The sequence below is a fragment of the Bradyrhizobium sp. LeoB3 genome (genome assembly GCF_055456055.1).
In genome coordinates this window covers 25,593-50,115 of the sequence record NZ_JBVBEF010000036.1, presented here as the reverse complement: position 1 = coordinate 50,115, position 24,523 = coordinate 25,593, and the positions used below count along the sequence as shown (strand labels likewise).

General features: G+C 62.3%; 21 protein-coding genes. 10 read left to right on the top strand and 11 right to left on the bottom strand.

Translation table 11 applies throughout. The features are described 5' to 3' along the window. Together ACZXDY_RS22715 and ACZXDY_RS22710 are read right to left on the bottom strand one after the other, a co-directional pair. Positions 1 to 714 (bottom strand): SDR family NAD(P)-dependent oxidoreductase, encoded by a 714-nt coding sequence (locus tag ACZXDY_RS22715; RefSeq protein ID WP_028163376.1) that lies wholly within the window; start codon positions 712 to 714, stop codon positions 1 to 3. 145 nt (positions 715 to 859) lie between these two features. Next, positions 860 to 1,807: a helix-turn-helix domain-containing protein gene (locus ACZXDY_RS22710; RefSeq protein ID WP_464347024.1), complete on the bottom strand. Its 948-nt coding sequence runs from the start codon at positions 1,805 to 1,807 to the stop codon at positions 860 to 862. 205 nt (positions 1,808 to 2,012) lie between these two features. Between ACZXDY_RS22710 and radC the strand changes: the two genes are divergently transcribed. Then, positions 2,013 to 2,726, top strand: coding sequence for a RadC family protein (gene radC / locus ACZXDY_RS22705; protein WP_028163375.1), 714 nt, complete (start codon positions 2,013 to 2,015; stop codon positions 2,724 to 2,726). A 28-nt stretch (positions 2,727 to 2,754) separates the two neighbouring features. Here radC and ACZXDY_RS22700 read toward each other — a convergent pair whose 3' ends face one another. Then, positions 2,755 to 4,275: a 4-hydroxyphenylacetate 3-hydroxylase family protein gene (locus ACZXDY_RS22700; RefSeq protein WP_464347023.1), complete on the bottom strand. Its 1,521-nt coding sequence runs from the start codon at positions 4,273 to 4,275 to the stop codon at positions 2,755 to 2,757. A gap of 86 nt (positions 4,276 to 4,361) precedes the next feature. On the opposite strand from ACZXDY_RS22700, the gene ACZXDY_RS22695 reads away from it, so the two are divergent. The 3 genes from ACZXDY_RS22695 to ACZXDY_RS22685 all read left to right on the top strand — a co-directional run bounded on the left by ACZXDY_RS22695 (position 4,362) and on the right by ACZXDY_RS22685 (position 6,036). Next, complete coding sequence (locus tag ACZXDY_RS22695; RefSeq protein WP_464347022.1) at positions 4,362 to 4,985, top strand: TetR family transcriptional regulator; 624 nt, start codon at positions 4,362 to 4,364, stop codon at positions 4,983 to 4,985. Between the two features lie 4 nt (positions 4,986 to 4,989). Then, positions 4,990 to 5,523, top strand: a complete 534-nt coding sequence (locus ACZXDY_RS22690; protein WP_464347021.1) for an isochorismatase family protein — start codon at positions 4,990 to 4,992, stop codon at positions 5,521 to 5,523. An 81-nt stretch (positions 5,524 to 5,604) separates the two neighbouring features. Beyond that, entirely contained in the window at positions 5,605 to 6,036 is a 432-nt protein-coding gene (locus ACZXDY_RS22685) for a GNAT family N-acetyltransferase (protein WP_028163371.1), read from the top strand. Between the two features lie 60 nt (positions 6,037 to 6,096). On the opposite strand, the gene ACZXDY_RS22680 is transcribed toward ACZXDY_RS22685, so the two are convergent. Next, positions 6,097 to 9,963 (bottom strand): DUF4082 domain-containing protein, encoded by a 3,867-nt coding sequence (locus tag ACZXDY_RS22680; protein WP_464347020.1) that lies wholly within the window; start codon positions 9,961 to 9,963, stop codon positions 6,097 to 6,099. Positions 9,964 to 10,165: 202 nt separating this feature from the next. Here ACZXDY_RS22680 and ACZXDY_RS22675 point away from each other — a divergent pair, with 202 nt between their 5' ends. Continuing rightward, positions 10,166 to 10,357 (top strand): hypothetical protein, encoded by a 192-nt coding sequence (locus tag ACZXDY_RS22675; protein WP_464347019.1) that lies wholly within the window; start codon positions 10,166 to 10,168, stop codon positions 10,355 to 10,357. Positions 10,358 to 10,446: 89 nt separating this feature from the next. Here the strand turns inward: ACZXDY_RS22675 and ACZXDY_RS22670 are convergent, their stop codons facing one another. After that, positions 10,447 to 10,821, bottom strand: coding sequence for a hypothetical protein (locus tag ACZXDY_RS22670; protein WP_464347018.1), 375 nt, complete (start codon positions 10,819 to 10,821; stop codon positions 10,447 to 10,449). A 321-nt stretch (positions 10,822 to 11,142) separates the two neighbouring features. Between ACZXDY_RS22670 and ACZXDY_RS22665 the strand changes: the two genes are divergently transcribed. Beyond that, on the top strand, positions 11,143 to 12,813 hold the full coding sequence (locus ACZXDY_RS22665) for a methyl-accepting chemotaxis protein (protein WP_464347017.1): 1,671 nt from the start codon (positions 11,143 to 11,145) through the stop codon (positions 12,811 to 12,813). A 249-nt stretch (positions 12,814 to 13,062) separates the two neighbouring features. Here ACZXDY_RS22665 and ACZXDY_RS22660 read toward each other — a convergent pair whose 3' ends face one another. From ACZXDY_RS22660 to ACZXDY_RS22640, 5 genes are read right to left on the bottom strand one after another with little or no spacing between them, the layout of a single operon-like run. Then, positions 13,063 to 13,761: an AprI/Inh family metalloprotease inhibitor gene (locus tag ACZXDY_RS22660; protein WP_464347016.1), complete on the bottom strand. Its 699-nt coding sequence runs from the start codon at positions 13,759 to 13,761 to the stop codon at positions 13,063 to 13,065. A 13-nt stretch (positions 13,762 to 13,774) separates the two neighbouring features. Next, entirely contained in the window at positions 13,775 to 14,761 is a 987-nt protein-coding gene (locus ACZXDY_RS22655) for a 2-hydroxyacid dehydrogenase (protein WP_028163367.1), read from the bottom strand. Then, positions 14,761 to 15,549 (bottom strand): ABC transporter permease, encoded by a 789-nt coding sequence (locus tag ACZXDY_RS22650; protein ID WP_464347015.1) that lies wholly within the window; start codon positions 15,547 to 15,549, stop codon positions 14,761 to 14,763. The genes ACZXDY_RS22655 and ACZXDY_RS22650 overlap by 1 nt, the downstream gene beginning before the upstream one ends. Next, entirely contained in the window at positions 15,546 to 16,355 is an 810-nt protein-coding gene (locus ACZXDY_RS22645; RefSeq protein ID WP_464347014.1) for an ABC transporter ATP-binding protein, read from the bottom strand. Before ACZXDY_RS22645 ends, ACZXDY_RS22650 begins: the two co-directional genes overlap by 4 nt. Before the next feature lie 20 nt (positions 16,356 to 16,375). After that, the gene (locus tag ACZXDY_RS22640) at positions 16,376 to 17,395 is read right to left on the bottom strand and encodes an ABC transporter substrate-binding protein (RefSeq protein WP_464347013.1); all 1,020 of its coding nucleotides are present in this window, start codon (positions 17,393 to 17,395) and stop codon (positions 16,376 to 16,378) included. 114 nt (positions 17,396 to 17,509) lie between these two features. Here ACZXDY_RS22640 and ACZXDY_RS22635 point away from each other — a divergent pair, with 114 nt between their 5' ends. The 4 genes from ACZXDY_RS22635 (at position 17,510) to ACZXDY_RS22620 (ending at position 22,646) form a co-directional block, all read left to right on the top strand. After that, positions 17,510 to 18,343, top strand: a complete 834-nt coding sequence (locus ACZXDY_RS22635) for a creatininase family protein (RefSeq protein ID WP_464347012.1) — start codon at positions 17,510 to 17,512, stop codon at positions 18,341 to 18,343. Between the two features lie 119 nt (positions 18,344 to 18,462). Continuing rightward, positions 18,463 to 18,738 carry a hypothetical protein gene (locus tag ACZXDY_RS22630; RefSeq protein ID WP_028163362.1) on the top strand — a complete coding sequence of 92 codons (276 nt, stop codon included), beginning with the start codon at positions 18,463 to 18,465 and terminating at the stop codon, positions 18,736 to 18,738. Positions 18,739 to 19,227: 489 nt separating this feature from the next. Beyond that, positions 19,228 to 21,228 (top strand): carbohydrate porin, encoded by a 2,001-nt coding sequence (locus ACZXDY_RS22625; protein ID WP_051396673.1) that lies wholly within the window; start codon positions 19,228 to 19,230, stop codon positions 21,226 to 21,228. A 104-nt stretch (positions 21,229 to 21,332) separates the two neighbouring features. Further along, positions 21,333 to 22,646, top strand: coding sequence for an ABC transporter ATP-binding protein (locus ACZXDY_RS22620; RefSeq protein WP_464347011.1), 1,314 nt, complete (start codon positions 21,333 to 21,335; stop codon positions 22,644 to 22,646). Positions 22,647 to 22,865: 219 nt separating this feature from the next. On the opposite strand, the gene ACZXDY_RS22615 is transcribed toward ACZXDY_RS22620, so the two are convergent. Then, entirely contained in the window at positions 22,866 to 24,491 is a 1,626-nt protein-coding gene (locus ACZXDY_RS22615) for an FMN-binding glutamate synthase family protein (protein ID WP_464347010.1), read from the bottom strand. Between the last annotated feature and the right edge of the window lie 32 nt (positions 24,492 to 24,523).

The following is a 24,523-nucleotide window of genomic DNA, read 5'->3' as shown; positions in this document are numbered from 1 at the left end:
CTAGCCGCGACCGGCGGACCAGCCGCCATCGACATGCAGGATCTCGCCGGTGACGAAGGCTGCCTTCTCCAGATACATCACGGCATCGACGACCTCCTGCGTCGTGCCCATCCGACCGATCGGCTGCAGCGCTGCGAGAAAACCATGCGCCTCCGGCGAATGCATCGGCGTGCTGATCGCGCCCGGCGAAACGGCATTCACCCGGATATTCCGGGGCGCATATTCGATCGCGAGCGAGCGCGTGATCGCGTTGAGCCCGCCCTTGGTCAGCGCCGCAAGACCCGCTGCGAGCGATGTCATCGGCTGTTCGGCGATCGTGGCGGTGATGTTGACGATGTGGCCAGAACCCGTCTGCAGCATTCTCGCTGCGACCTTCTGGGTCAGATGAAAGAATCCGGCGAGATTGACCGCGACCATCTTTGCGAAATCGGCGGCGGAATATTCGGTAAAAGGCTTGGCAATGAACACGCCGGCATTGTTGACGAGCGTATCTATGCGCCCGAAACGCTCGATCGCCAGCTTAAAGATGCGCTCGGCCGTCTCGGGGTGCGCAATGTCGCCCTCGATCATGAGGACCGACGGATCATCGCTCTTGCCGATCGAACGGGCGGTGGCCACGACGCGGTAGCCGTTTTCGCGATAGGCTTTCAGCAATTCCGCGCCAATGCCGCGTGACGCGCCGGTGATGATGACGACCTTTCGCTCTGATGTCATGTTCGCTCCTCGCAATTGCTTGGGGTTTATCGGAGCGATAGATGCACCATGCGACCGGACGCGGCTTTGCCTCGGTTGCTCACCTTTTGTCATTTCTTGCCGCTGTCAGGATCAGCAGACGCAGATCGGTTACATCCGTAACAAATCAGGCCACGACGCTGCGGCGGTACTGAAGAGGCGTCAGGCCGGTTGCCTGCCTGAACGCGCGGGTGAAATTGGCTTGGCACGAAAATCTGAGCCTGAGCGCGATATCGGCCAGCGGCTGCTCCCTTTGTCCCAGCAATTCCTTGGCACGTTCGAGCCGCCGGGCGCTGACGTAACGATGCGGCGATCGGCCGACGGCTGCCTTGAACGCGCGGGCGAAATGAAACTGGCTCAGGCACGCGATCGATGCCAGATGGCCGACCGTCAATTCGCCCTCCAAATTCGTCTCGATGTAATCCAGCACACGCGCCAGCCTGCGCCGGTCAAGTCCCTCGCGGGGTGGGAGGAAGTCGAGCGATAGCTTGCCGAAATGGTTTTGAACCAATCTTGCGGCCAGACTCGAGGCCAGCGTCTCCGCGAGGAGCCGGCCGGCAGACGTCTCGCGCTCCAGCTCGGAGGTGAGTGCATAGGCGATCTCGGCCAGAAGCGGATCGCGAAAACTGCTTTCATGACGCAGCGACGTCACAACGCATGGGGCGAGCCCTTCGCCAAAGCTCTCCGGCGAAAACCGGCTCGGCGGCAGATAAATGTGCAGGACCGCCGGAACGGGATCGGACAAATCGATCAGGCCATGCTCGACCACCGGCGGCGAAACCCAGATCGTCCCACGTTCGGAGACGCTGCGATCGGTGATGCCATACCTCTCGCGCGTGACCACGGACCCATTGCCGCGGACGTCGATGCAGATTTCGATGTCCGGCTGCGGGCTCTTCCAGGCGATCGTGCCACTGCCGTGACTGCGAAGCTCCGCCGTTATGCCCGACCAGCCCCGATCGGTGGAAGACGCCAGAAGCCCGCAGGTGCCGTAACTTTCGAGCCCGCGTGCCCCTGGCGGGGCTGGCTGCTTCGGCTGAGATGCGAGCTTGTGCTTTTCATGGGTGGAATTCATTCGACATAACCCGATATCCGGCAATCGACGAAATCCCCAGCCACCCCAATGTGGCCGGCTCGCCGCCAAATCGCAACGATTCCTGGCCGCCCATCACGCGGAAGCGATCAACACCTGCCGGTCTTCTGGCGCATGTCGAAGGCTTCGATGCGTCCGCGGCACTTCATGGTTGCAAAAACCGTGCGGCACGGCATGTTTGGCGCCGATGCCCGCCAAGACAACTGCCAGCCCCGACCAGCCCGCCGAGACGCCGCATTACCACGGCCATCGGGAGCGCCTGCGCGAGCGCTTCCATAGCGCCGGGCCCGACGCGCTCAGCGACTATGAACTGCTGGAGATGGCGCTGTTTGCCTCGATCCCGCGGCGCGACACCAAGCCGCTCGCCAAGGAATTGCTGAGGCGCTTCGGCTCGTTTGCCGAGGTGATCCATGCCCCCGTCGCCCGCCTGCGCGAGGTCGACGGCATCGGCGAAGCCTCGGTCAACCAGCTCAAGCTGATCGCGGCCGCCGCGAGCCGCGTCGCCAAGGGCGAGGTGAAGCGGCGCAAGGCGTTGTCGTCATGGAACGACGTGCTCGACTATTGCCGCTCGAGCATGGCCTTCGCTGACAAGGAGCAGTTTCGCCTCTTGTTCCTCGACAAGCGCAACCAGCTCATTGCCGATGAGGTGCAGCAGATCGGCACCGTCGACCACACGCCGGTCTATCCGCGCGAGGTGATCAAGCGCGCGCTCGAACTGTCCGCCACCGCGCTGATCCTGGTGCACAACCACCCTTCCGGCGACCCGACGCCCTCGCAGGCCGACATCCAGATGACCAAAGCGATCGTCGACATCGCCAAACCGCTCGGCATCTCCGTGCACGACCACATCATCGTCGGCAAGAACGGGCATGCGAGTTTGAAGGGGATGCGGCTGATTTAACGCACGATCCTGCCTTCAGTTCGCGCCCTCATTGCGAGCCGGCTGGCTCGGGGACCTGGCATCCGGTTGTGCAGCAGCGGCCCGGCTGCCTGGAAACGCGGCGCCCCTCGTCGAGCATGCCACGGTCGAGCAAGCCTTCGACCAAGGCGATCTTCTCCATGACTGGATAGTTGCGCCAGATCTCGCGCTTCATCGCTTCCGGCGAGCCGCCGCCGTGCAGCGAGATGACGGAGTACCAGCCTGCTTCGTGAGAGACCGTCAGGTCTTCGACGAGCCGCGCCACTTCCGCACGCTGCGCGGCGGGAATGTCCGGGCGTCCGCCCATTACCGCGGAGAGCGAGGCCCTGGTCTCCGGATTGTGGTCTTCCTCCGGGCCGGGCAGAGCGACGATCAGGCCGCCCGAGACGTAATGCGCCAAACGGTGCATGTCGTAGATCTTGGTCGCGAGCAGCAGCTTGCCAATGTTGGCGAAGACCGCATCCGGCATCACCGAGCCGGCCGGATCCTTTGTGCAGTACACCGAAGAAGCAACCCCACACGCATAAAAGCCTTCCGTGATGGTGATGAGCTCGACCATTGCTTCGCGGATATGGGCGTGATGCGCGACATCGAGCCCGTTGGCTTCGATCATCAGCGCGCCTGCGCCGATCAGGAGATCACCGAAGCCCGCCCTTGCGCCGATGCAGGAGTGGCGGTGATGTGTCGCATAGGATGTCGTGAGCACGCCGCCTTCCTCGGTCTCGCCGGCCAGGAAGACGCGATCGTACGGGACGAAAACGTCGTCAAAGATCACGACGCCGACAGACTGGCCGTACTTCCCGGAGAACTTGGCCGACGCTTCGCCAGGACGGCCGGCGGGACGTGCAACGATGGTGACGCCTGGCGCATCGCAGGGGACGGCGCAGCACACGGCGAATTCGCTATCCTCCGGAACGTGGGTCCGGCACGGCATGACCAGGAACTCATGCATGTACGGCGCACCGGTGACGATGGCCTTGGTGCCGCGGATCACGATGCCGGCCTCGCGCCGCTCCTTGATATGAACGTAGACGTCCGGGTTGAGCTGCTTGCCCGGACGTTTGGAGCGATCGCCTTTGGCATCCGTCATCGCGACGCCGAGCGTCAGGTCCTTGTCCTGAACGTCATGCAGGTAGGCGAGGAAACGCTGGCTATAGTCGGTGCCGTGACGATCGTCGGTCAGCCTGGTCGACTGAAAGATGCCGTTCAGCGCGTCATGGGTCAGGTAGCGCTGCGCGCATCCGGACGTCTTGCAGACCAGGCGCACGGCTTCAAGCTTGTAGAGCAGGTCCTGCGAGCTCTCGTTGATGTGCAGCATCCGATTTACGGTGTTTCCGGATGTACCCTGCCGCGCCGTCATGATCGGGACATGTTCCCTGCGGTGCGCGAAATCGTAGGTGACACCGACGCCGGCGACGCCCGGCGCGAGCAACGGCTCATCGGCGACGCTCTGCACGGCATGACCGTTCACGAACACCCGCGGTTTGTAGGCCCTGAGCGATTCCCGATAATCGGCAGCCGTCATCAACATGGCACTCCTCCGACTCTTGTTCAATTTATCTAACGCTGTTAGAATATTGAACACTGTTAGAATGGAGTCAAGAAGGATCCGGGGGCATGGTCGAAAAGCGAGAGAGTCGTCGGCAGGCGGTCAGCGGCCATAAGCGGGAACTCATCCTGGATGCCGCGAAGCAGGTATTCGCTGACGAAGGACTGGAAGGCGCAAGCTTGCGAGCGATCGCCACTCGGGCGGGCTACACTCCGGCCGCGCTGTACTTCCACTTCGAGTCCAAAGAGGAGATTTATGCCGAGGTGTTGAGGGCATCCCTCGCCTCCTTGGGCACTGCCGTCGATCAGGCGGTCGCGAAGTCCAGGAGTCCGCAGCAGAAGTTGAAGGCGGCGGCGATGTCGTTCTTCCGATTCTACGCGGAAAATCCCCGTGATCTGGATCTCGGCTTCTACCTGTTTCGCGGCGGCATGAAGCCTGCAGGCCTCGGCCACGACCGCGACGTTGAACTTAATGCGGCCCTCGAGGCCGCGCTGCGTCCTATAGCTGAGGCTGCGGAGGAGCTAGGCGCCTCGCGACAGAAGGCAAATCTTCTGATGGTCGACTGCTTTGCGCACGCTGCGGGCCTGCTCTTGCTGCTCCATACCGGCCGCATCCGAATGTTTGGAGCCTCGGCTCCGGACTTGATGGATGCCTACATCCGGGAAAGGATCGCTCACCTGGCTGCGGAGTGAACCCATGCTGACTGTCGATCCGAAACGGTCCCTTCTCCTCATCGTCGATTTCCAATCCCGCCTGATGCCGGCGATCGATCAGGGTGCTGCCGCGGTCAGAAACGCCCGCCGCCTTGTTGAGATGGCATCCCTCGTCAGCGTGCCGATGGTGTTCACCGAGCAAAACGCCAGGGGGCTCGGGCCGACCATCGAGGACCTGCCAGTGGACAGAGGCCGTCTGGTGCACAAACAGTTCTTCGACGCCTGCCGGGAAAGCGGCTTCCTGGACAGCATACCCGCCGACCGGCAGATCGTCGCCGCCGGCTGTGAGGCTCACGTCTGCGTCCAGCAGACGGTGCTCGGCCTGCTCGATGCCGGTCGAAAGGTTTACGTGATGCGCGACGCGCTCGGGTCGCGTTATCAGGAGAACAAGGAGACTGCGATCCGCCGCATGGAGAGGCATGGCGCCGAGATCGTCACAACCGAAATGGTCGTATTCGAATGGCTTCAAACGGCCGAACATCCGCATTTCCGCGATGCGATCGCGTTGATTAAATGATCGTTGGCCGTCGCGGTGGGAAATACGCTCCACACGCGCCAGCGATGGCGCGCGGCTGGGTTCTTGAAAAGGAGTGACGACATGGAATGGACATCCGACCAGGACCGGATCGACTGGAATACGCTGTCGGAGCTCTATCGAATCGCTCCGCTCGGCGACAAGAAGCCGGAGGACCTGAAGCGCGCGTTCGGAAACAGCATGTACAAATGCTTCGCGTTCGAGGAGGGCGTCCTGGCCGGCGCCGGACGTGCCGTCGCTGACGGTGTCGATTGCTCCTACATTTGCGACATCGCGGTCCATCCGCATTTTCAGGGGCGAGGCCTCGGCAAGGAGATCGCGACGCGATTGCGGGATCTGTCGCGCGGCCACAGGAAGATCATCCTGTACGCCAATCCCGGCACCGAGGCGTTCTATGAGAAACTCGGTTTCCGGCACATGCTCACGGCGATGGCCATCTTCAGCAGCGAGGACGCCGCGATCAAGAGGGGCTTGATCGCGGCGTCCTCGGCTTAGAACTTGGTACCATCGGTTGAACCAGCGGCCGGTTCACTTTACATTTCCCGCTTGTCACCCTTACGGCCCAGCGCCGACGACGAACAAGACGTCGACCCAGTAGTTATTGGCGCCGAAGGTATTTGTCGGGAAGCTGCTGCTGGTGCCGTAGACATAGACACCATTGCCTCCGCTGCTCGCGCTGGCCGGCGCCGTAAGTGCGCCGTTGACATGGTCGGCGGCGAAATAGTTGGAGTCCGCCGAGTAAAAGCCGTTGCAGTGATAAGAAGCGACGTAGATCGTGTTGGCGGTCAAAGCCACCGGTGTAGCGAGATTGACAGTTTGCCAGCCGCCGGGAGTCTCGTTGCTGGATGTCGCGCTGGCTAGCAGGGTCCCGGTCTCGGTCCATAGGTTGACGATATGCGGACCAGTGTTCTGCGGCCCTTTGTAAAAGAGAATCGCAAAGACGAGGCCGCCGGCCGACGTCTCGAACTTGACCCCGAGTTCGACCGCATTGGAATCGTTGACCGTGATGTTTGCCGGGGTGGTCGTGGCGGTGAAGAGGCTGATGGCAGCGGATGGGATAACAGTCAGTGAGACGGTTGCCGAGGCGGTCCCTCCGTGGCCGTTGGTGATTGTGTATGTGAAGCTCGCCGCTCCGAGGTAGCCGCTGGTCGGCGTGAAATTGACCACCTGCGTCGTTGCATTGTAGCTGACGGTTCCGTTGGTCGGGGCGCTGACGCTCGAGATCGAGAGGGCAAAGCCGTTGGGATCCGAGTCATTGGCCAGAATCGTAGCGGCCGGAATGGCAAGGACTGTATTCTGGAGCGTCGTAAATCCGCTGTCGTTGTTCGCAACGGGAGGTAGGTCTCCGCTGCCACTCGGGTTGAAAAGGACATCGACCCAATAGTTGCTTGCGTCGAAACTGCTGGTTGGGAAGCTGCCGCTGGCGCCGTAGGAGAAGACTCCATTGCCGTTGCTGCCGGCGCTGTTGGGGGCCGTCAGCGGCCCACTGGTATGGTCGGTGGCGAAGTAGTTCCCGTCCACAGAATAGAAGCCGTTGGTGTGATAGGAAGCGACATAGATCGTATTGGCGGTCAAGGTCACCGGTGTGGTCAGACCCACGGTCTGCCAACCACTCGCGGTTTCGTTGCTGGATGTTGCACTGGCCAGCAGGGTACCCGTCGAGGTCCACAGATTGACGACATGCGTGCCTGTGTTTTGCGGACCCTTGTAGAAAAGAATTCCGAGGACCTGGCCGGCAACGGATGTCTCGAACTTGACCCCGAGTTCGACCGGGTTGGCGTCGCTGACTGTGATCGTTGCCGGTGTCGTCGATGGACCGAACAGGCTGACGGTGCCGGCACTCACGGTCAGCGATACGGTCGCGGAGGCGGTGCCGCCATGGCCGTTGGTGATTGTATAAATGAAACTGGCTGTCCCAAGGTAACCGGTCGTCGGCGTGAAGCTAACGACTTGCGTTGTTGCATCGTAGCTTACAGTTCCATTGACCGGGCTGCTGACGCTTGAGATGGATAGTGTGTAGCCATTTGGATCCGTATCATTAGCCAGGATCGAGGCGGCCGGAATGGACAGGACGGAGTTCGGAGGGGTGATAAAGCCTCCGACGTCATTCGCGATGGGTGGAAGATTCCCGGTTCCACCAGCGCGGTTGAATACCAGATCGACCCAGTAATTGCCTTTCAGATTTGAGCTCGCGGGAAAAATGCTCGTCGATCCATAGGCAAATACACCATTGGCGCCGGCGGCCGGTGCGCGCAGCGGACCCGCGCTCCGCGTATTGAGAAAGTAGTTCAAGTCCGCCGAATAGAGGCCCGTAGCGGTGTGGTACGACGCAACATATGTGGCGCCGGCAGTGACAGTGACCGGAGTAGAAAAATTGACCTGCTGCCAGCCGCTCGACGTTTCGCCGGAGAAGGCCGCGGTTGCAAGCAACGTTCCGTCGGCGCTCCAGAAATTGCCGACGTGCGGGCCGGTGTTGAGCGGCTCCTTGTAGAAACGGATACCGCTGACAGTGCCGGCAGAGCTGATCTGCACTCGGATACCAAGCTCTATTGCCAAGGGATCGTTGGCGAGTACCACAAACGGCGCATCAGCAGGCGTGAAAAGGCTCACGACCGCTCCAGGTATAACGCTTACGGTTACACCGGCAGCGGGTGTCTCCATATTGAGGCTGTCGTCGACAGCACGGGACTTGATGGTAAACGTGCCCGGCTGCAGTGGCCACCACGTGTATGTCCAGTTCGTGGTGCCTGTGGCCGGGTGCCAGGTCGTTCCGCCGTCGGTCGAGACCTCGACGACCGCAACCAGCCCGCCGACATCGCTGGCGGTGCCCGAAATCGTCACCGCTTGCTGCTGGACAAGGCTTGCACCTGAAGCGGGAGTAGAGATCGTCGAGACCGGTGGCGTGTGATCCGTTGATGCGCTGGCGGCAACGAGGTTGGTCTGCAGGGTTTGCGGCTGCACGCCCATGTCCGCAAACACGTTCACCATGGCCTGCTGTACGTTGGGATCCTCGGGCGTCGGCCCCACACTGCCAAGATTGCAGTAGTCGTGCGTCGTGTCGAGGCCAAAAGACAGGAAGACCGTTCCCGTACCGAACACGATTGCCCCGCTCGATGCGCGATACAGGACGAGATTATGTGTCGCAGTTCGGGCGCCGGTGGTGTTGCCATAATCGAGCAGATAGGTGTCCACCGGAAGGACCGTCGATGACAACGCAATCAATCCGCCCGGCCGGAAGCCGTTGTCAGGCGCTTCGTCCCATTCGTAGCCAAGCATACCGATTGCCAGAGAGTTGGTCTGACCGGCTTGCACCGCAGTATTCCGCCAGAATCTGAACTGTGCGAGGTCCGAGGGGATCGTGATCGTGTCGCCGCGAAATGAATCCACCTGGAAGATGGTGCCGGTCAGCGCATTTTCAGGACGTCCTCCATCGGACGGAGGGCTGAAGCTCGGATCGCGCCAGGTGCCGGTCCACTCCGGCGTCGGGTCGATTTTTGCGGCGGCGTGGGTTTCCTTGTAGCAGACGAGAATGCGGTTCGCCGTGCCGTTCGCATCCGCTTCCCATCGCGTTTTCCAGTAAACCTCGTTGCCGCTCATGAAGATGAGATGCACGCCCGCATCACGTGCGGCCTCTACATTGGTCCGGAGATCGCCGGACCAATATTCATCGTGTCCGACCGACATGAACACCTTGTAGTTCGTCAGCGGGATGTTGCCCGGCCCCGCGTCGACGGTTGAGATGTAGGTCACATCGTATCCGTTTCGCTCGAGCCAGCGAATTGCTGCATATTCCGCGCTGAACACGAAATCCTGCGGGCCAGCATATAGCCCAATGCCGTCACGTGTACCGAAGGGCCGGTTGTAGCTGACTTTGAAAGCGCGCCCGTCACCACTCTGCGTCGCATTTCCTCCGTACAGGCTTGCACCGCCCCAGCCGTTATAGGCATGCCATGTGGTGTCGCAGGTCTTGAAGACGATGTCCCGCGCCACACCGTCATTGCGGACGACAAAGGTAATATGGCTTTCGCCGGCTGTCGTGTCCTGACGGACAAGCTTTGCGATATACACGCCGGAGACCGCCGTCGCGGGGACGGTCCACGTGACGGTGACGTTCCAGTTGGCGGCATCGTACAGACCGATCGACGGATCACCGTCCGGTTGCGACGGCTGGATCGACGCGGTGTTCTGCTGAATGGACGTTACGAAACGAGCGCCGGCGCCGCCGTAATAGCCAAGGCGATAGATGTCGATCCGGTAGTTCGTCGAATCAGTATTGATCTTGAAGCCGATCTGGCTTCCACTATTGACGCTGATGCTGGTGGCGAAGCCTTCGATATTGGTGGCTGCCGGACCGCTGAGGTCCCATACTGCTTGAGGGGTGCCGGTGTTCTGGTTTTCGATAACGATCGGATTTGGTGCCATTTGCTAGCATCTTTGCTGTGGGAAACGTGACTGCAATAAATCGTCGTCTGCAAAGCTTGGTATCGAACGACTACTCGAGCGTTCATTAATCGACGTTCACAATCTAGTGCGATTGCGATGGCGCCGTGACACCACGTTCGATTGTTGAGAGACTAACCGCCGGCCCCAGAGGTTAACCGATCAGTCAGGGAGTGATGATCCGATGCAAGAACGACCGACTTGGACCGAAGGCAAAACCTGGTTGTATCGCGGCTATCAGGTCACGCACGCTCGTGACGGAAAAAGCCTGGAGGTTCGCAAAGGTGGCGAGCCGCCGATGAAAAGCCTTGCCAAGCCGGTCACATACAAGGAGGTAACCGACTACATCGACAGACTCCATCCCTCGGCGCCCTGACGAGATTCCCCGGTCGGGGTACATCAGTGTCGTGATTGTGTGCGGAGCTTCGAGAGAGAAACACTCGGATCGTTCGCATCGCCGAAGAGTTACGGCCCGACCCAACGCCGCACCGCATCCATCGTGTCCGCAGGCGACGCGTTGAAGCAGATGGAGGCCTCCGGTGCCAGCCGGTGCACGAGGTTGATGATCTTCTCGAACAGCAGCAGTTGCTCGGCGGGCTCGCGCAGGCCGGCGCCAATGACAACGCAGTCGAACCGCTTCGACTCGAGCGCCATGGCCACCACCTGCTCGGCGGTATCGCCGAGATCGACTAGGCAGGCGTCCGCCTCATAGCCGTGGCTGCGCAACTGATCGATCTGCGCGTCGATATAGTTCCTGATGAGTTCCGGCGTGAGCTGCGGAAAGGCGCTGAAGTCCGCGAATGCGGGATCGATGCCAATTGCAAGCACGGTCGTCGCCATAGCGCGCTCCTGGTCCGAAGAAGCCGGATCGAGACATGAACAGCCAACGCCGCACACGCCAAGGGCGTTCCTCGTCCCAGCACAAGGACAGGTGAGAGCGGGTGAAGAACTGCTCGAAGAAAGCGCCGAGCACGCGGTTTTGCGTGTTCGGCCGCGACGCAATATCGGAGCTCGGCAATTTTGTCACCGGTAGCGGGATATTTAAGGGACCGTTCACACCATGCTGAGAAGCTTCTGGTGACATTTGGAAGTTTGATTCGCCGATCATGAATACCAGATCGACAATTGCGTCGCCTGGCCCGCCAACGCAGGAACCCAGACATGTTTGGAAGCCGGAAATCGCGTGCCGGTGACATTGCCAAGACTGCCGCCGACGTCATCACTGCCAACCTGATGATCGCAGATGCGTCACTGACCATCACCTACATGAATCGTGCGGTGACCAGGCTGCTCACCGACGCGGAAGCCGACATCCGCAAGGAGCTTCCGGGCTTCTCGGTCGCCAAACTGATCGGCAGCAGCATCGACGTCTTTCACAAGAATCCCGCCCATCAGCGCCAAGTGCTGGGGCAGTTGAAGTCGCCGCATCGGGCGACCATCAGGTTCGGTGGGCGCGCCTTCGATCTCGTGGTAACGCCGCTCGGGACCGACAACGAACAGCGCTCGGGCTTCGCCGTGGAATGGTTCGATGCATCGGTCCGGCTGCAGAACCTGGACTTCCGCGCGCAGACCATTGCGATCGGCCGCGTCCAGGCGGTGATCGAATTCAATCTCGACGGCAGCGTCATCACCGCCAATGAGAATTTCCTGCGCGCGCTCGGCTATTCGCTGGCCGAGATCCAGGGCAAGCACCATAGCATGTTTGTCGAGGCCTCGTTCCGCGATAGCCCGAATTATCGGGAGTTCTGGCAGAAGCTGAATCGCGGAGAGTTCGAGGCTGGCGAATTCAAGCGGATCGGCAAGGGTGGCAAGGAGGTGTGGATTCTGGCGTCCTACAATCCAGTATTTGATGAAAATGGCAAGCCGTTCAAGGTGGTCAAATTCGCAACCGACGTGACCGAGCAGAAGCTGCGCAATGCTGATTTTGCCGGCCAGATCGCGGCCATCGACAAGTCCCAGGCCGTGATCGAATTCGCGATGGACGGCACGGTAAAAACGGCGAATGCGAATTTCCTGAAAGCCCTGGGCTACACGCTGCACGACATCCAGGGCCGTCACCACAGCATGTTCGTCGATCCGGCCGAGTGCGACCTGCCTGCCTATCGGGAATTCTGGGCCGCGCTGAATCGCGGCGAATACCAGGCCGGTGAATTTCGCCGCATCGGCGCCGGCGGGCGTGATGTCTGGATCCAGGCCTCCTACAATCCGATCATGGATCTCAACGGCAGGCCGTTCAAAGTCGTCAAATATGCCTCCGACGTCACCGCGCAGGTTATCGCGCGGCTGAAGAGCGAGCGCGTCCGCGGCATGATGGAGCAGGTCGCGGCCGGGGCCGAGGAGTTGAATGCCTCGGTGCGAGAGATCTCTGAGGCGATGGTCAAGTCGAAGGAAACGGCTGCGGCGGCCACCGATCATGTGCAATCCGCCGACCACCAGGCGCAACGGCTGACCGCCGCTGCGGCCTCGATGAGCGGCATCCTGCAAATGATCGGCGACATCACCGGCCAGATCAATCTGCTGGCGCTGAACGCGACGATCGAGTCGGCGCGCGCCGGCGAGGCCGGCCGTGGCTTTGCGGTGGTCGCCGCCGAGGTCAAGAACCTCGCCAACCAGGCCAAGCAGGCGACCGACAAGATCGGCGTCGAGATCGACTCGCTCAATGGCATTTCCGCTGACGTGGTCACCGCGCTGGGCACGGTCCGCCGCTCGATCGAGGCGGTGGGAGAATATGTGACGTCGACCGCGGCCGCAGTCGAGGAGCAGAGCGTCGTCACCGGCGAGATGTCGTCGAGCATGCAGCGCGCCGCCAACGAGGCCGCCGCCATCGGCTGATAGTAGCGGATCGCCACGGGCGCGGATCGCGAGATCAGGCGAGTTGGTACCACGTCGGAGGTGCCTTACCTCTCCCCATTGGGGAGAGGTCGGATCGCATCGCAAGATGCGATCCGGGTGAGGGGGATGAACCCCATCGAGGGACCGTAACCCTTCGTCCGGCGCTGCGCGCCGACCTCTCCCTGTGGGAGAGGTGAACAACGGCGGTCACGCCGAGTCAAACAAGAGTCGTCACGCCCTGCGGTGCCGCTACTGATCACGCAGCATGATCAGGGGGTCGGCGGTGTCGGGGACCTTGCGCCACTGCGCATTGTCATCAGCCTCGAATTGCCAGGTCTCGCCCTTCTCGGACATCAACAGCATCTGGCCGTGATCGAGCCGCCAAACCGTCGGCGCGAATGCCGTCACCGCCGGTTCGCATTTCGGCTTCAGGAAGACCTGGAAATTGTCCTGGCCGGCTTCGGTGTTGGTCAGCGTCAGGCCGCAGATCGCCTGTCCGTTGCCGCGCACCATGGACCAGTCTCCGATCATCTGGTCCATCGATTTGGCGAGCGCGCGGGCCGCGGCGAGGTTTTGCAGGATGTAGACGCCCTCGCCGGTCCGGTGCCCCTCGAAGATGCCGCTCTCGACCTCGGTGAAATCGATCACCGGTTCGCCGGCCGCATTCTGCAGCCGCACGATGTCGAGGCCCTTGATGTTCCAGGCGGCGATGTCCATGGTGAAGGGCAGCGCCGCCGGACAGGAAGGCTCGAGCTCGAGCTTGAGGCCTTGCGCCGTGGCATCGCCCTTTAGCGTCACGACGCAGGTCTTGCTGCGCTCAGTGGTGGCAAGCTCCCACTGCCCGATCATTTCCTGTTTCAGCGACGAGGCATCCTGGGACGACGCAGGTCCAGCGCCGCCGGCAATTGCCAGCAGCACGGCCACGACGCTGAAACGGCGGACTGACATCGACGATCCCTGATCAACGTCCCTTTACCGGGGTCTCCGCAACCGGCGTGAGCGGCGGCTTGCCGGCGAACCAACTCTTGAGATTGTCGACCACGAGCTGGTCCATGGCATTGCGCGTTACCACGGAAGCCGAACCGATATGTGGCAGCACCACGACATTCTGCATCGACTTCAGCTCGTCCGGCACGTTCGGCTCGGTGGCGAACACGTCGAGACCGGCGGCCAGGATGGTCCCCGATTTCAAGGCCGCGATCAGCGCCGGCTCATCCACGACCGAACCTCGCGCGACGTTGATCACCACGCCGCGCGGGCCGAGCGCCTTCAACACCTCGGCATTGATCATTTTCGCAGTGGAGGCGCCGCCGGGCACGATCACGACAAGCGTATCCACCGCCTTCGCCATCTCGATCAGGTCGGGATAGTGCTGGTAGGACACGCCGGCCGCGGGATTGCGCGAATGATAGACGACGGGAACGAGCGAAGCCTCGAGCCTGCGGCCGATCGCCTGCCCGATCCGCCCCATGCCGACGATGCCGACCTTGCGGTCGCGCAGCGAGCCGACGCTCAAGGGATAGTTCTGCGTCTGCCAGAGGCCGGAGCGCACATAGCGGTCGGCCTTGATGAATTCGCGCAGGGTCGCGATCAGGAGGCCCATGGCGACGTCGGCGACCTCCTCGGTCAGGACGTCGGGCGTGTTGGTAACGATGATGTTGTGCTCACGCGCATAGGCGGATTCGACATGGTCGTAGCCGACGCCGAAGCTCGCGACGAGTTCGAGCTTCGGGAATTGCGCCAGCACGGTCCTGTCGGTCGACACGGTGTGATAGGTCACGGCCATGCCGCGGATCCTGGCCTTGGTCTCCGGCGTCAAGCGTTCGAGATCGGCGCGGTTTTCCGCAGTGTGCAGGATGAACTGATCGGGAAAGCCATTCTGCAGAATGGGACGGATCGGCCCGTAAACCAAAAGGTCGATCTTGTCAGAAGAGATAGTTGCAGCCATCAGCTTTCCTTTCCAAGCGCGCTCTCGTGCCAGCGCCGCAGTACCAGGTGCGAAATTAGCGCCAGCACCCCATAGATGACAATCCCGGCGACCGAGAGCAGGAACAACGCCGCGAACATACGTGGAATGTTGAGACGATAGCCGGACTCGGCAATGCGGAACGCGAGACCGGAGCCTGCGCCCGCGGTGCCGGCCGCGATCTCGGCGACGACGGCGCCGATCAGCGACAGACCGCCCGCGATCCTTAACCCCCCGAGGATGAACGGCAACGCCGCGGGCAGTTTCAGAAAGCATAACGTCTGCAGCCGCGTCGCGCCGTAGAGCTGGAACAATCCGGCGAGGTTGCGGTCGACCGAATTGAGCCCGAGCGTGGTGTTGGACAGGACCGGAAAGAAGGCGACGATCCAGGCGCAGACCACCACCGCGCTCTGTTGCTGCAGATAGATCAGAAGCAGTGGCGCGATCGCAATCACCGGCGTGACCTGCAGGATCACCGCATAGGGGAACAGCGAATATTCCAGCCATTTCGATTGGTTGAACAACAGCGCCAGCGCGATGCCGCCGATTGCGGCCGCCACGAAACCTTCGAGCGTGGTCAGCAGCGTGACGCCCAGCGATTGCGACAGCACCGGCCAGTCGCCAATCAGTGTCTGGAACACCGCCACCGGCCCCGGCAGCACATAGGGCTGGATATTGTTGACGCGAACGATCGCTTCCCACAGCAGGATGGCAGCCGCGAAGACGACGACCGGCAATAGCAGGCGGACCGCATGCAGCGAGGACTTCATGCGCCGGCCTGTCCCGCATAGGCCGGCGCCAGCGCGCCCGAAACCTGACGGCAGAAGCCGGCATATTCGGCGGAGGTGCGGAATTCCTCGCTACGCGGCTCGGTCGCGCTGATGCGAAACTCCGCGCCGATCCGCCCCGGCCGCGCCGTCATCACGATCACGCGCTGCGAGAGATACACCGACTCGAACACCGAATGGGTGACGAAGATCACGGTCTTGTGCAGCTTGCGCCAGAGCGCGAGCAGATCGTTGTTGAGGCGGAAACGCGTGATCTCGTCCAGCGCCGCGAACGGCTCGTCCATCAGCAGAATATCGGGATCGGTGACCAGCGCCCTGGCCAACGAGACGCGCATCTTCATGCCGCCGGACAGTTCGCGCGGATAGGCGTGTGCGAATTCGGCGAGCCCGACCTGCGCCAACGCCTCGTCGATGCGCGCATCCGCCTCGCTCGTCGGCGCATGGGCAAGCTTCAGCGGCAGGCGGACATTGTCGCGCACGCTCGCCCACGGCATCAGGGTCGGCTCCTGGAACACGAAGCCGATCGAGTGATGGCCGCGTACTTCCGCCGCGAGATGCGAGACGCTGACGGTGCCGGCGGTCGGCGCCGCAAGGCCGGCGATCAGCCGCAGCGCGGTGGATTTGCCACAACCCGACGGCCCGACCAGCGTCACGAATTCTCCCCGCTTGACCTCGAGATCGAGCGGGCCGAGCGCCGCGACGCCGCTGTCATAAACCTTCGTGACCCCACGCAGGCTCACCGCAAGCGAGGAGCCGGCGTCCAGTTCGCTCGGGGCTGGCTCGGCCATCACGGAAGCAATCTTCGCGCTCAGTTCTTCGGTCGCAGGTCGAGCCCAACGCCCTTGTTGACGAAGCGCAGCGTATAGGCCTGGCGGAAGTCGATATCGGAGCGAACGACGCCGGCCCGCACCATCTTGTCGAAGAAGCTCGCCATCCGTTCGTCGGTCATGGCGCCGATGCCGTTCTTCAGGGAGTCGCCGGAATCGACGATGCCGTATTCCTTCATCTTGTCGATGGAATAGCTGAGCAGTTCGTCAGTCATTTCCGGATTGAGCTTCTTGATCATGGCATTCGCAGCGGCATTGTCGCCGTAGAGATAGTTGTACCAGCCGATGATGGAGGCGTCGACGAAGCGCTGCACGAGATCGGGCTTCTTCTCGACCATGTCGCGGCGGGTCTCGATCAGGGTCGAATAGGTGTTGAAGCCGTAATCGGCGAGCAGGAAGATACCGGGCTTGAAGCTTGCGGCCTTCTCCACCGCGAACGGCTCCGAGGTGACATAGCCCTGCATCGCGCTTTTCTTGTCGACGATGAAGGGCTGCGGGTTGAAGGTGTACGGCTTCACCTTGCTCTCGCTGAATCCGTATTCGGATTTGAGCCACTGGAAGTAGGTCGTCATACCCTCCTTGGAGACGAGCAGCGTCAGCGGTTTCAGATCCTCGAGCTTGGTTGCCTTGATGTCAGGATGGGTCAACAGCACCTGCGGATCCTTCTGGAACATCGCGGCGACGGCGACCAGCGGCACGTTGTTGGTGACCGCGTCGAAGGATTGCAGCGAGTTCGCACTCATGAAGAAATCGATCTTGCCGGCGATCAGGAGGATGCGATTGTTGTTGTTGGGACCGCCGGGAACGATGGTGACGTCGAGGCCGTATTTGTTGTAGGTGCCGTCGGCCACCGCCTGGAAGAAGCCGCCATGCTCGGCCTCCGCGACCCAGTTGGTGCCGAACGAAACCTTGTCCAGGGTCTGGGCCTTTGCAGGCGCAAAGGCCGCAACCAGGGCGCACACGGCTATGGTTAACGCTCGCAGCAAAAAGGCCCGCTTCATGGTTGGACTCCGTCGCTGGTTATGGCCCATGATGGGTGATGGACGCCGAATGCGCCCGCGGCAGGGCCGGCAAATTACCTCGCAAATCCGCGCAAAGGAACGCTTGGCAGAGAAATGACTTCGACTGTTCCACCCCGCGACTGGACCGAAATCCGCTGGCCGGAGATCGCTGGCACCGATCCGGCGCGCTGGATCGCGGTATTGCCGCTCGCGGCGACCGAGCAACACGGGCCACATCTGCCCCTCGGCACCGACGTCATGATCGCCGAAGCCTATCTGGCCCTTGTGCGCGAGCTGTTGCCCGTGGGCCTCCCCGCCACCTTCCTGCCGCTGCAGCCGGTTGGCATTTCCACCGAGCATATCGACTTTCCTGGCACGCTGACGCTGCCGGCCGATGTCGCATTGAAGACGTGGACGACGCTCGGCGACAGCGTGGCGCGCGCAGGCGTCAAAAAGCTGGTGATGGTCACGAGCCATGGTGGCAACAGCGCCGCGATGAGCCTGGTCGCGCAGGATCTGCGTGCGCAACACGAGATGCTGGTGGTCACCACAAGCTGGTCGCGGCTGAGCGCGGCGGAAAAGCTGTTCGATGCGGAAGAAGTGCGTCACGGCATTCATGGCGGCGCGGTCGAGACCTCGATCATGCTGGCGCGCTATCCGCAGACGGTGCTTAGGGGCGCGATCTCGGATTTTCATCCCGCCAGCATCGCGATCGAAAAGGATCACCGCTGGCTATCGACGCAACGGCCCGCGCCTTTCGCCTGGCAAACGCAAGACCTGCACGCAAGCGGCGCGGTCGGCGATGCGACCAAGGCTTCCGCGGAGAAGGGCGAGCGCCTGCTCGATCACGGCGCACGCGCGTTCTGCGAGCTGCTTATCGACGTCGATAACTTCGACGTGAACAAGCTCGCAGCCGGGCCGCGCTCATCCACTAAGCCGCTGTTCTGACAGCAAAATAATCGACAGCCATAGCCTTCCTCCTCCGCTTCGAACCCAAATCGCGGAGGCTCCGTCCAACGGTGCGTGCGGGCCATCCCGGCGCCGCCTTCAACAGGATGGAGTTATCCATGTCGATCAAGACCAAGATTGCTGCTCTCGCCCTCGCCGCGCTCGCTGTCACCGGCACGATCGCGACGTCGACCACCCAAGCGCAAGCCAAGCCGTTCCACCACCACCACTGGGGCTGGGGCGTCGGAGCCGGCCTCGTCGGCGCAGCGGTTGTCGGCAGCGCCATCGCCGCGAACAACGGCTACTACTACGACGGCTATCGCCGCTGCGGCTGGGTTCGCCAGTACGATGCGTTCGGCAATTACATGGGCCGCGTGCGTACCTGCAATTTCTGATCGATCGACGGAGCGGTTTTGGTTGACCCGTTTTCTGCGCAGATAAGTCTACGCAATCTGCGTAAACTCGATTGCTACGCGAGCCGATAAACCTCCTTCGCTCGAAAACACGTCGACCGTGGATTGTGCGTCCGGCACGGGCGCCTCATCCACCCCGTGTCGTACCCCGACCCGCCCGGCTGTCCCCCCGGGCGGGTCATCCACGTTCGGATCTGGCCGCGACAAGATGATCGCGCCTTCTGTTGCAAAACTGTCATTGAGCGATGCCATCCAGCGGTAATGACTCGCCGTTTCTTGCTATTGCGAATTATTCGCAATAAGGATTGTGGTACGGTGTGGCTTCCCCGATCTGCGCGATGGAGGGGAATCAGGACATGCGACTGGGGCAAAGGCGGCGTGATGATTTCGTGTGCGGGAAGGCGTCGTAGCAGCGCTTCGGGAACGGGCACGCCGAACCGTCGCGACGTCCAGTTTGGAAGCATCTCCGCCATGCCGCGCCGCAGCCGATCCCTTGAGCAGATTCTCGGCCATGCGGCGGCCGCGACCTTGGCCTTGAGCGGCGCGGCGGTTGCGGCCGATATCAAACTGCCGGTCAAGGCGCCGTACGCACAGCCGCTGTTCGACTGGACCGGGCTCTATATCGGCGCGCATACGGGCTACGGCTTCGGCTCCTCGAATGCAGTGCTGGCCGATCCCCTCGTCAGCACCAGCAGCAGCAATGTGAGCGGCGTGATTGGCGGGGTGCAGGCGGGCTACAATGTTCGCCTGCCGTCCGGCCTGCTCGTGGGTGTCGAAGGCGATGTGAGCTTTCCGAACTATCTGCCCTCGAATTCGGTGGTGACGTCGCTTGCGACGCCGCGCACCGACTTCGTCGAGCAATGGGACTATGTCGGCACGATACGCGGCCGCCTCGGCTATGCGAGCGGCCCATGGCTCGCTTACGTGACCGGCGGCTTCGCCTATACCGGCGGGCGCTTCCTCAACACGCCGACGGCGATCGGCGACGAGGAGAAGGAGATTCATGTCCGCCTTGGCTGGGCTGCCGGCGCGGGATTCGAGTATGCCTTCGCCCCGCACTGGACCGCGCGACTCGAATATCTCTACAGCCGGTTCGACAGGGCCAACATCCAGTTCCTGCCGTCGGGCACGCGGTATTCCTCCAGCCTCGACTTCCAGTCGGTGCGCATCGGCCTCAATCGCAAGATCGAGTGGCCGGGCGCCCCGGGCCTGACACCGAACACCGACATCACCGATCCCGAATCCGATCGCTGGGAGATCCACGGCCAGACCACCTACCTGCCGCAGGGCTATCCGGCGTTCTACGCGCCCTACAGCGGCACGAACAGCCTGACGCCGGCCCGGCAGGCGCAGTCGACCTGGAGCAACAGCCTGTTCCTGAATGCACGGCTCTGGGAAGGCGGCGAGATCTATTACAATCCCGAGCTGCTGCATGGCTTCGGCTTGAACGACACCGTCGGTCTCGGCGGCTTTTCCAGCGGGGAAGCGCAGAAATCGAACTTCCCCTACCCGCATTACAACACCTCGCGCCTGTTCGTGCGCCAGACCTTCGGCTTCGGCGGCGAGCAGGAGGAATTGCCGAGCGGGCCGCTCCAGCTCGGCGGCAAGGTCGACGTTTCAAGATTGACACTGCAGGCCGGCAAATTCGCCGTGCTCGACGTGTTCGACGGCAACGCCTACGCCAAGGACACGCGCAAGGATTTCATGAACTGGGCCATGTGGGCGCCGGGCGCCTTCGACTATTCCGCCGACAAGGTCGGCCTCACCTATGGCATCACCGCCGAGCTCAATCAGAAACGATGGGCATTGCGCGGCGGATATTTCCTGATCCCGTCGGTATCGAACGCCAACAGCTTCGATACAGCCGTGTTCGAGCGCGGAACTTACGTGCTCGAATATGAGGGACGCTATTCAGTGTTCTCGCTGCCGGGCAAGATACGCACGATCGCCTGGCTGAACAGCGCCTTCTCCGGCAGCTATCGCGAGACGCTGGACAATCCCGCCCTCAATCTCGACATCGCGCTGACCCGTACCGGCCGCATCAAATACGGCTATGTCATTAATCTGGAACAGGCGCTCTCCGACGATCTCGGCGTGTTCAGCCGCTGGAGCTGGAATAACGGCAAGACCGAGATCATGGCCTTCACCGACATCGACGCCTCGCTGTCGCTGGGCGCCTCGATCAAGGGCACCAAATGGGGCCGGCCGGATGACGTCATCGGCATTGGCGGCGCGATCAATTCGCTGTCAAATGACCACCGCGATTTCATCGCCGCCGGGGGTCTCGGCATTCTGATCGGTGACGGCGCGCTCAACTACCGCCGCGAGCGCATCCTCGAAGCCTACTATGCCTACGCCCTGACCAAGCAGGTCACCTTGACGGCGGACTATCAGTTCATCACAAACCCGGCCTACAACGCCGACCGTGGGCCGGTGCACATCTTCTCAGGAAGGCTGCACGGGGAATTCTAGAGCATATCTTCCCATGCAAGATCGTGCTCACACGAAACGACGGTGCGGGAGGTCGGTTTAAACAGCCATTGTCCCGCCTTCGCCTCGGGTGATGAGGAGCCGCCATGCTCGAACAATCCGCTCAGCCTAACCTCATCGATATCCGCGGCGTCTGTCGCTCCTTTCCCAAGGGCAGCGGCGAGAACCTGCTGGTGCTCGAAAACGTCGACCTGACCATCCGCGCCGGCGAGATCGTCGGCCTGCTCGGCCGCTCCGGCTCCGGCAAATCGACGCTGCTCCGGATCATCGCCGGCCTCGTCGACCCGTCCTCGGGAGAAGCGGCCTGCCGCGGCAAGAAGATCGCAGGTCCCCCCAACGGCGTCGCGATGGTGTTCCAGTCGTTTGCGCTGTTTCCCTGGCTCACGGTGCTGCAGAATGTCGAGCTCGGGCTCGAAGCACTCGGCATCGATGCCGCCGAACGACGCACCCGCGCGCTCGCCGCGATCGACCTGATCGGCCTCGATGGTTTCGAATCCGCCTACCCCAAGGAATTGTCCGGCGGCATGCGCCAGCGCGTCGGGTTCGCGCGCGCCCTGGTGGTGCATCCGGACCTGCTGTTGATGGACGAGCCGTTCTCGGCGCTCGACGTCCTGACCGCCGAAACGCTGCGCACCGACTTGATCGATCTGTGGACCGACGGCCGCCTGCCGATCAAATCGGTGCTGATGGTGACGCACAATATCGAGGAGGCGGTGCTGATGTGCGACCGCATTCTGGTGTTCTCGTCCAATCCCGGCAGGGTGGCGACCGAGATCAAGGTCGACTTCCCGCATCCGCGCAACCGTCTCGATCCGGCGTTCCGGCAGCTCGTCGACAGCATCTATGGCCGCATGACGCAGCGGACCGACGCCAAGTCGAGCCCAGCAACCGAGGCGGCTTCCGGCGCGGGCGTCGGCACGGCGCTCGGCCATGTCTCGTCCAACGAACTGTCCGGCTTGATCGAGACGCTGGCAGGGCCGCCCTATCACGGCCACGCCGACCTGCCGGTTCTCGCCGGCAGCCTGCAAATGGAGACGGACGAGATCCTGCATCTCGGCGAGGCGCTGCAGCTGTTGCGGTTCGCGCGCTTAAGCGAGGGCGACCTGGTGCTGACCGAAGCCGGTCTGCGCTTTGCCAATCTCGAAACCGACGCGCGCAAGAAACTGTTCGCCGAGCATCTGATCAGCTACGTGCCGGTGATGGGCCTGATCAAACGCGTGCTTGACGAACGCCCGTCCCACACGGCCCCCGCCGCGCGATTCCGCAACGAGCTCGAGGACTACATGTCCGAGGACTATGCGGACGAGACGCTGAAGACCATCGTCTCATGGGGACGCTATGCCGAGCTGTTCGCCTATGACGAACAGTCGGAGACGTTCAGCCTGGAGAACCCGCATTAGCCGACGCGGCCTGTCCCTACCTCGCCGCCGCAACAAACCCTGTCATTCCGGGGCGACGCGAAGCGGCGAGCCCGGAATCCATCGAGCAGCAGATGCGGGTGGAAACATGGATTCTCTGATGTGCAATTGCACATCATAGCTCGCCACTGCGTGGCGCCCCGGAATGACCGGGATGGGCGGTTCGCCTTCTCCACGTTCTTGCGGGGAGAGGTCGCGTGCTCACCCCGCCGGCTGGAACGAATCGGGGCGGGCCATGGCCCAGGCGTCGCGGAAGCGGCGGTCCTGGGTGCCTTCGAGCAATTCGCCCGGGCGCAGCGCCGGGTAGAGTTCGGCAAAGGTGCGGACTTCCGTGGTCGATGTCCGCTGGGTGAAATGGATCGGCCGCAACTCCTGCGGATGCTCGAGGCCGGCGGCGGCGAGCAGCTCGGCCAGCGCATGCAGCGTCGCGTGGTGATAATTGCAGACGCGCTCGATCTTGTCGGGCACGTAGAGCGCGCGATTGCGGATCGGGTCCTGCGAGGTCACTCCGGTCGGACAGCGGTCGGTGTGGCAGCTCAAGGACTGGATGCAGCCGAGCGCAAACATGAAGCCGCGCGCCGAATTGCACCAGTCGGCGCCGATCGACATCGCGCGTGCCATGTCGAAGGCAGTCGCGATCTTGCCGGAGGCGCCGATCTTGATGCGGTTACGCGCATCGATGCCGACCAGCGCATTGTGGGCAAAATTGACGCCTTCGCGCATCGGCATGCCCAGATGATCCATGAATTCCAGCGGCGCAGCGCCAGTGCCGCCCTCATTGCCGTCGATCACGATGAAGTCGGGATAGATCCCGCTCTTGAGCATCGCCTTGCAGATCGCGAGGAATTCCCAGGGATGGCCGATGCAGAGCTTGAAGCCGGCCGGCTTGCCGCCCGACAGCCTGCGCATCTCGCCGACGAAGGCCATCATCTCAAGCGGCGTCGAGAACGCCTTGTGCGAGGCCGGCGAAATGCAATCTTCCCTTAGGGGAACGCCCCTGATCTTGGCGATCTCTTCCGAGACTTTTGCCGCGGGCAGCACGCCGCCATGGCCGGGCTTGGCGCCCTGGCTCATCTTGAGCTCGACCATCTTGATCTGCTCCTCAGTGGCGATACGCGCGAACTCGTCCGCATTGAACGTGCCGTCGAGATTGCGGCAGCCGAAATAGCCGGAGCCGATCTCCCAGATGATGTCGCCGCCCTTCTCGCGGTGGTACGGGCTGACGCCGCCTTCGCCGGTGTCATGCGCAAAGCCGCCCTTCCTGGCGCCGGCATTCAGCGCGCGCACCGCGTTCGGGCTGAGCGCGCCGAAGCTCATCGCGGAGATGTTGAAGACCGAGGCGGAATAAGGCTTGGCGCAATCGGGGCCGCCGATGGTGATGCGGAATTTCTCGTTCGAATGGGGCTTTGGCACCACCGAATGATGCATCCACTCATAGCCCTCGCGGTAGACGTCCTCCTGGGTGCCGAACGGCCGCTTGTCCAGCACCATCTTGGCGCGCTGATAGACGACGGCGCGGGTGTCGCGGGAGAACGGCATGCCGTCCTTCTCGCTCTCGAAGAAATACTGCCGCATCTCCGGGCGGATCTCTTCGAGCAGGAAGCGCAGATGCGCCGAGATCGGATAGTTGCGCAGCACCGCGTGATGCTTCTGCATGAGGTCGCGGACACCCAGCAGCGTCAGCGCGCCGAAGATCAGTAAGGGGATCAGGATGACGTCGATCAGCTTCCGGTCGACGATGCCGAACACGAGCAGGAGCGCAGTGACCACCGAGCAGATCGTGAGCACGATGAAGCGCGGCGAGAACGGAAGCAGCAGCGTTGCCATGAAACCCCTCAGCGGATCCTGCCGAACTGGTT

Coding starts and splice junctions, on each gene's coding strand:
- ACZXDY_RS22685 (WP_028163371.1), top strand. CDS start 5,605: ATGGAATGGACATCCGACCAGGACCGGATCGACTGGAATACGCTGTCG.
- ACZXDY_RS22680 (WP_464347020.1), bottom strand. CDS start 9,963: ATGGCACCAAATCCGATCGTTATCGAAAACCAGAACACCGGCACCCCT.
- ACZXDY_RS22710 (WP_464347024.1), bottom strand. CDS start 1,807: ATGAATTCCACCCATGAAAAGCACAAGCTCGCATCTCAGCCGAAGCAG.
- ACZXDY_RS22670 (WP_464347018.1), bottom strand. CDS start 10,821: ATGGCGACGACCGTGCTTGCAATTGGCATCGATCCCGCATTCGCGGAC.
- ACZXDY_RS22625 (WP_051396673.1), top strand. CDS start 19,228: ATGCCGCGCCGCAGCCGATCCCTTGAGCAGATTCTCGGCCATGCGGCG.
- ACZXDY_RS22655 (WP_028163367.1), bottom strand. CDS start 14,761: ATGGCTGCAACTATCTCTTCTGACAAGATCGACCTTTTGGTTTACGGG.
- ACZXDY_RS22635 (WP_464347012.1), top strand. CDS start 17,510: ATGACTTCGACTGTTCCACCCCGCGACTGGACCGAAATCCGCTGGCCG.
- ACZXDY_RS22620 (WP_464347011.1), top strand. CDS start 21,333: ATGCTCGAACAATCCGCTCAGCCTAACCTCATCGATATCCGCGGCGTC.
- ACZXDY_RS22665 (WP_464347017.1), top strand. CDS start 11,143: ATGTTTGGAAGCCGGAAATCGCGTGCCGGTGACATTGCCAAGACTGCC.
- ACZXDY_RS22630 (WP_028163362.1), top strand. CDS start 18,463: ATGTCGATCAAGACCAAGATTGCTGCTCTCGCCCTCGCCGCGCTCGCT.
- ACZXDY_RS22660 (WP_464347016.1), bottom strand. CDS start 13,761: ATGTCAGTCCGCCGTTTCAGCGTCGTGGCCGTGCTGCTGGCAATTGCC.
- ACZXDY_RS22695 (WP_464347022.1), top strand. CDS start 4,362: ATGGTCGAAAAGCGAGAGAGTCGTCGGCAGGCGGTCAGCGGCCATAAG.
- ACZXDY_RS22645 (WP_464347014.1), bottom strand. CDS start 16,355: ATGGCCGAGCCAGCCCCGAGCGAACTGGACGCCGGCTCCTCGCTTGCG.
- ACZXDY_RS22640 (WP_464347013.1), bottom strand. CDS start 17,395: ATGAAGCGGGCCTTTTTGCTGCGAGCGTTAACCATAGCCGTGTGCGCC.
- ACZXDY_RS22690 (WP_464347021.1), top strand. CDS start 4,990: ATGCTGACTGTCGATCCGAAACGGTCCCTTCTCCTCATCGTCGATTTC.
- ACZXDY_RS22715 (WP_028163376.1), bottom strand. CDS start 714: ATGACATCAGAGCGAAAGGTCGTCATCATCACCGGCGCGTCACGCGGC.
- radC (WP_028163375.1), top strand. CDS start 2,013: ATGCCCGCCAAGACAACTGCCAGCCCCGACCAGCCCGCCGAGACGCCG.
- ACZXDY_RS22675 (WP_464347019.1), top strand. CDS start 10,166: ATGCAAGAACGACCGACTTGGACCGAAGGCAAAACCTGGTTGTATCGC.
- ACZXDY_RS22615 (WP_464347010.1), bottom strand. CDS start 24,491: ATGGCAACGCTGCTGCTTCCGTTCTCGCCGCGCTTCATCGTGCTCACG.
- ACZXDY_RS22700 (WP_464347023.1), bottom strand. CDS start 4,275: ATGTTGATGACGGCTGCCGATTATCGGGAATCGCTCAGGGCCTACAAA.
- ACZXDY_RS22650 (WP_464347015.1), bottom strand. CDS start 15,549: ATGAAGTCCTCGCTGCATGCGGTCCGCCTGCTATTGCCGGTCGTCGTC.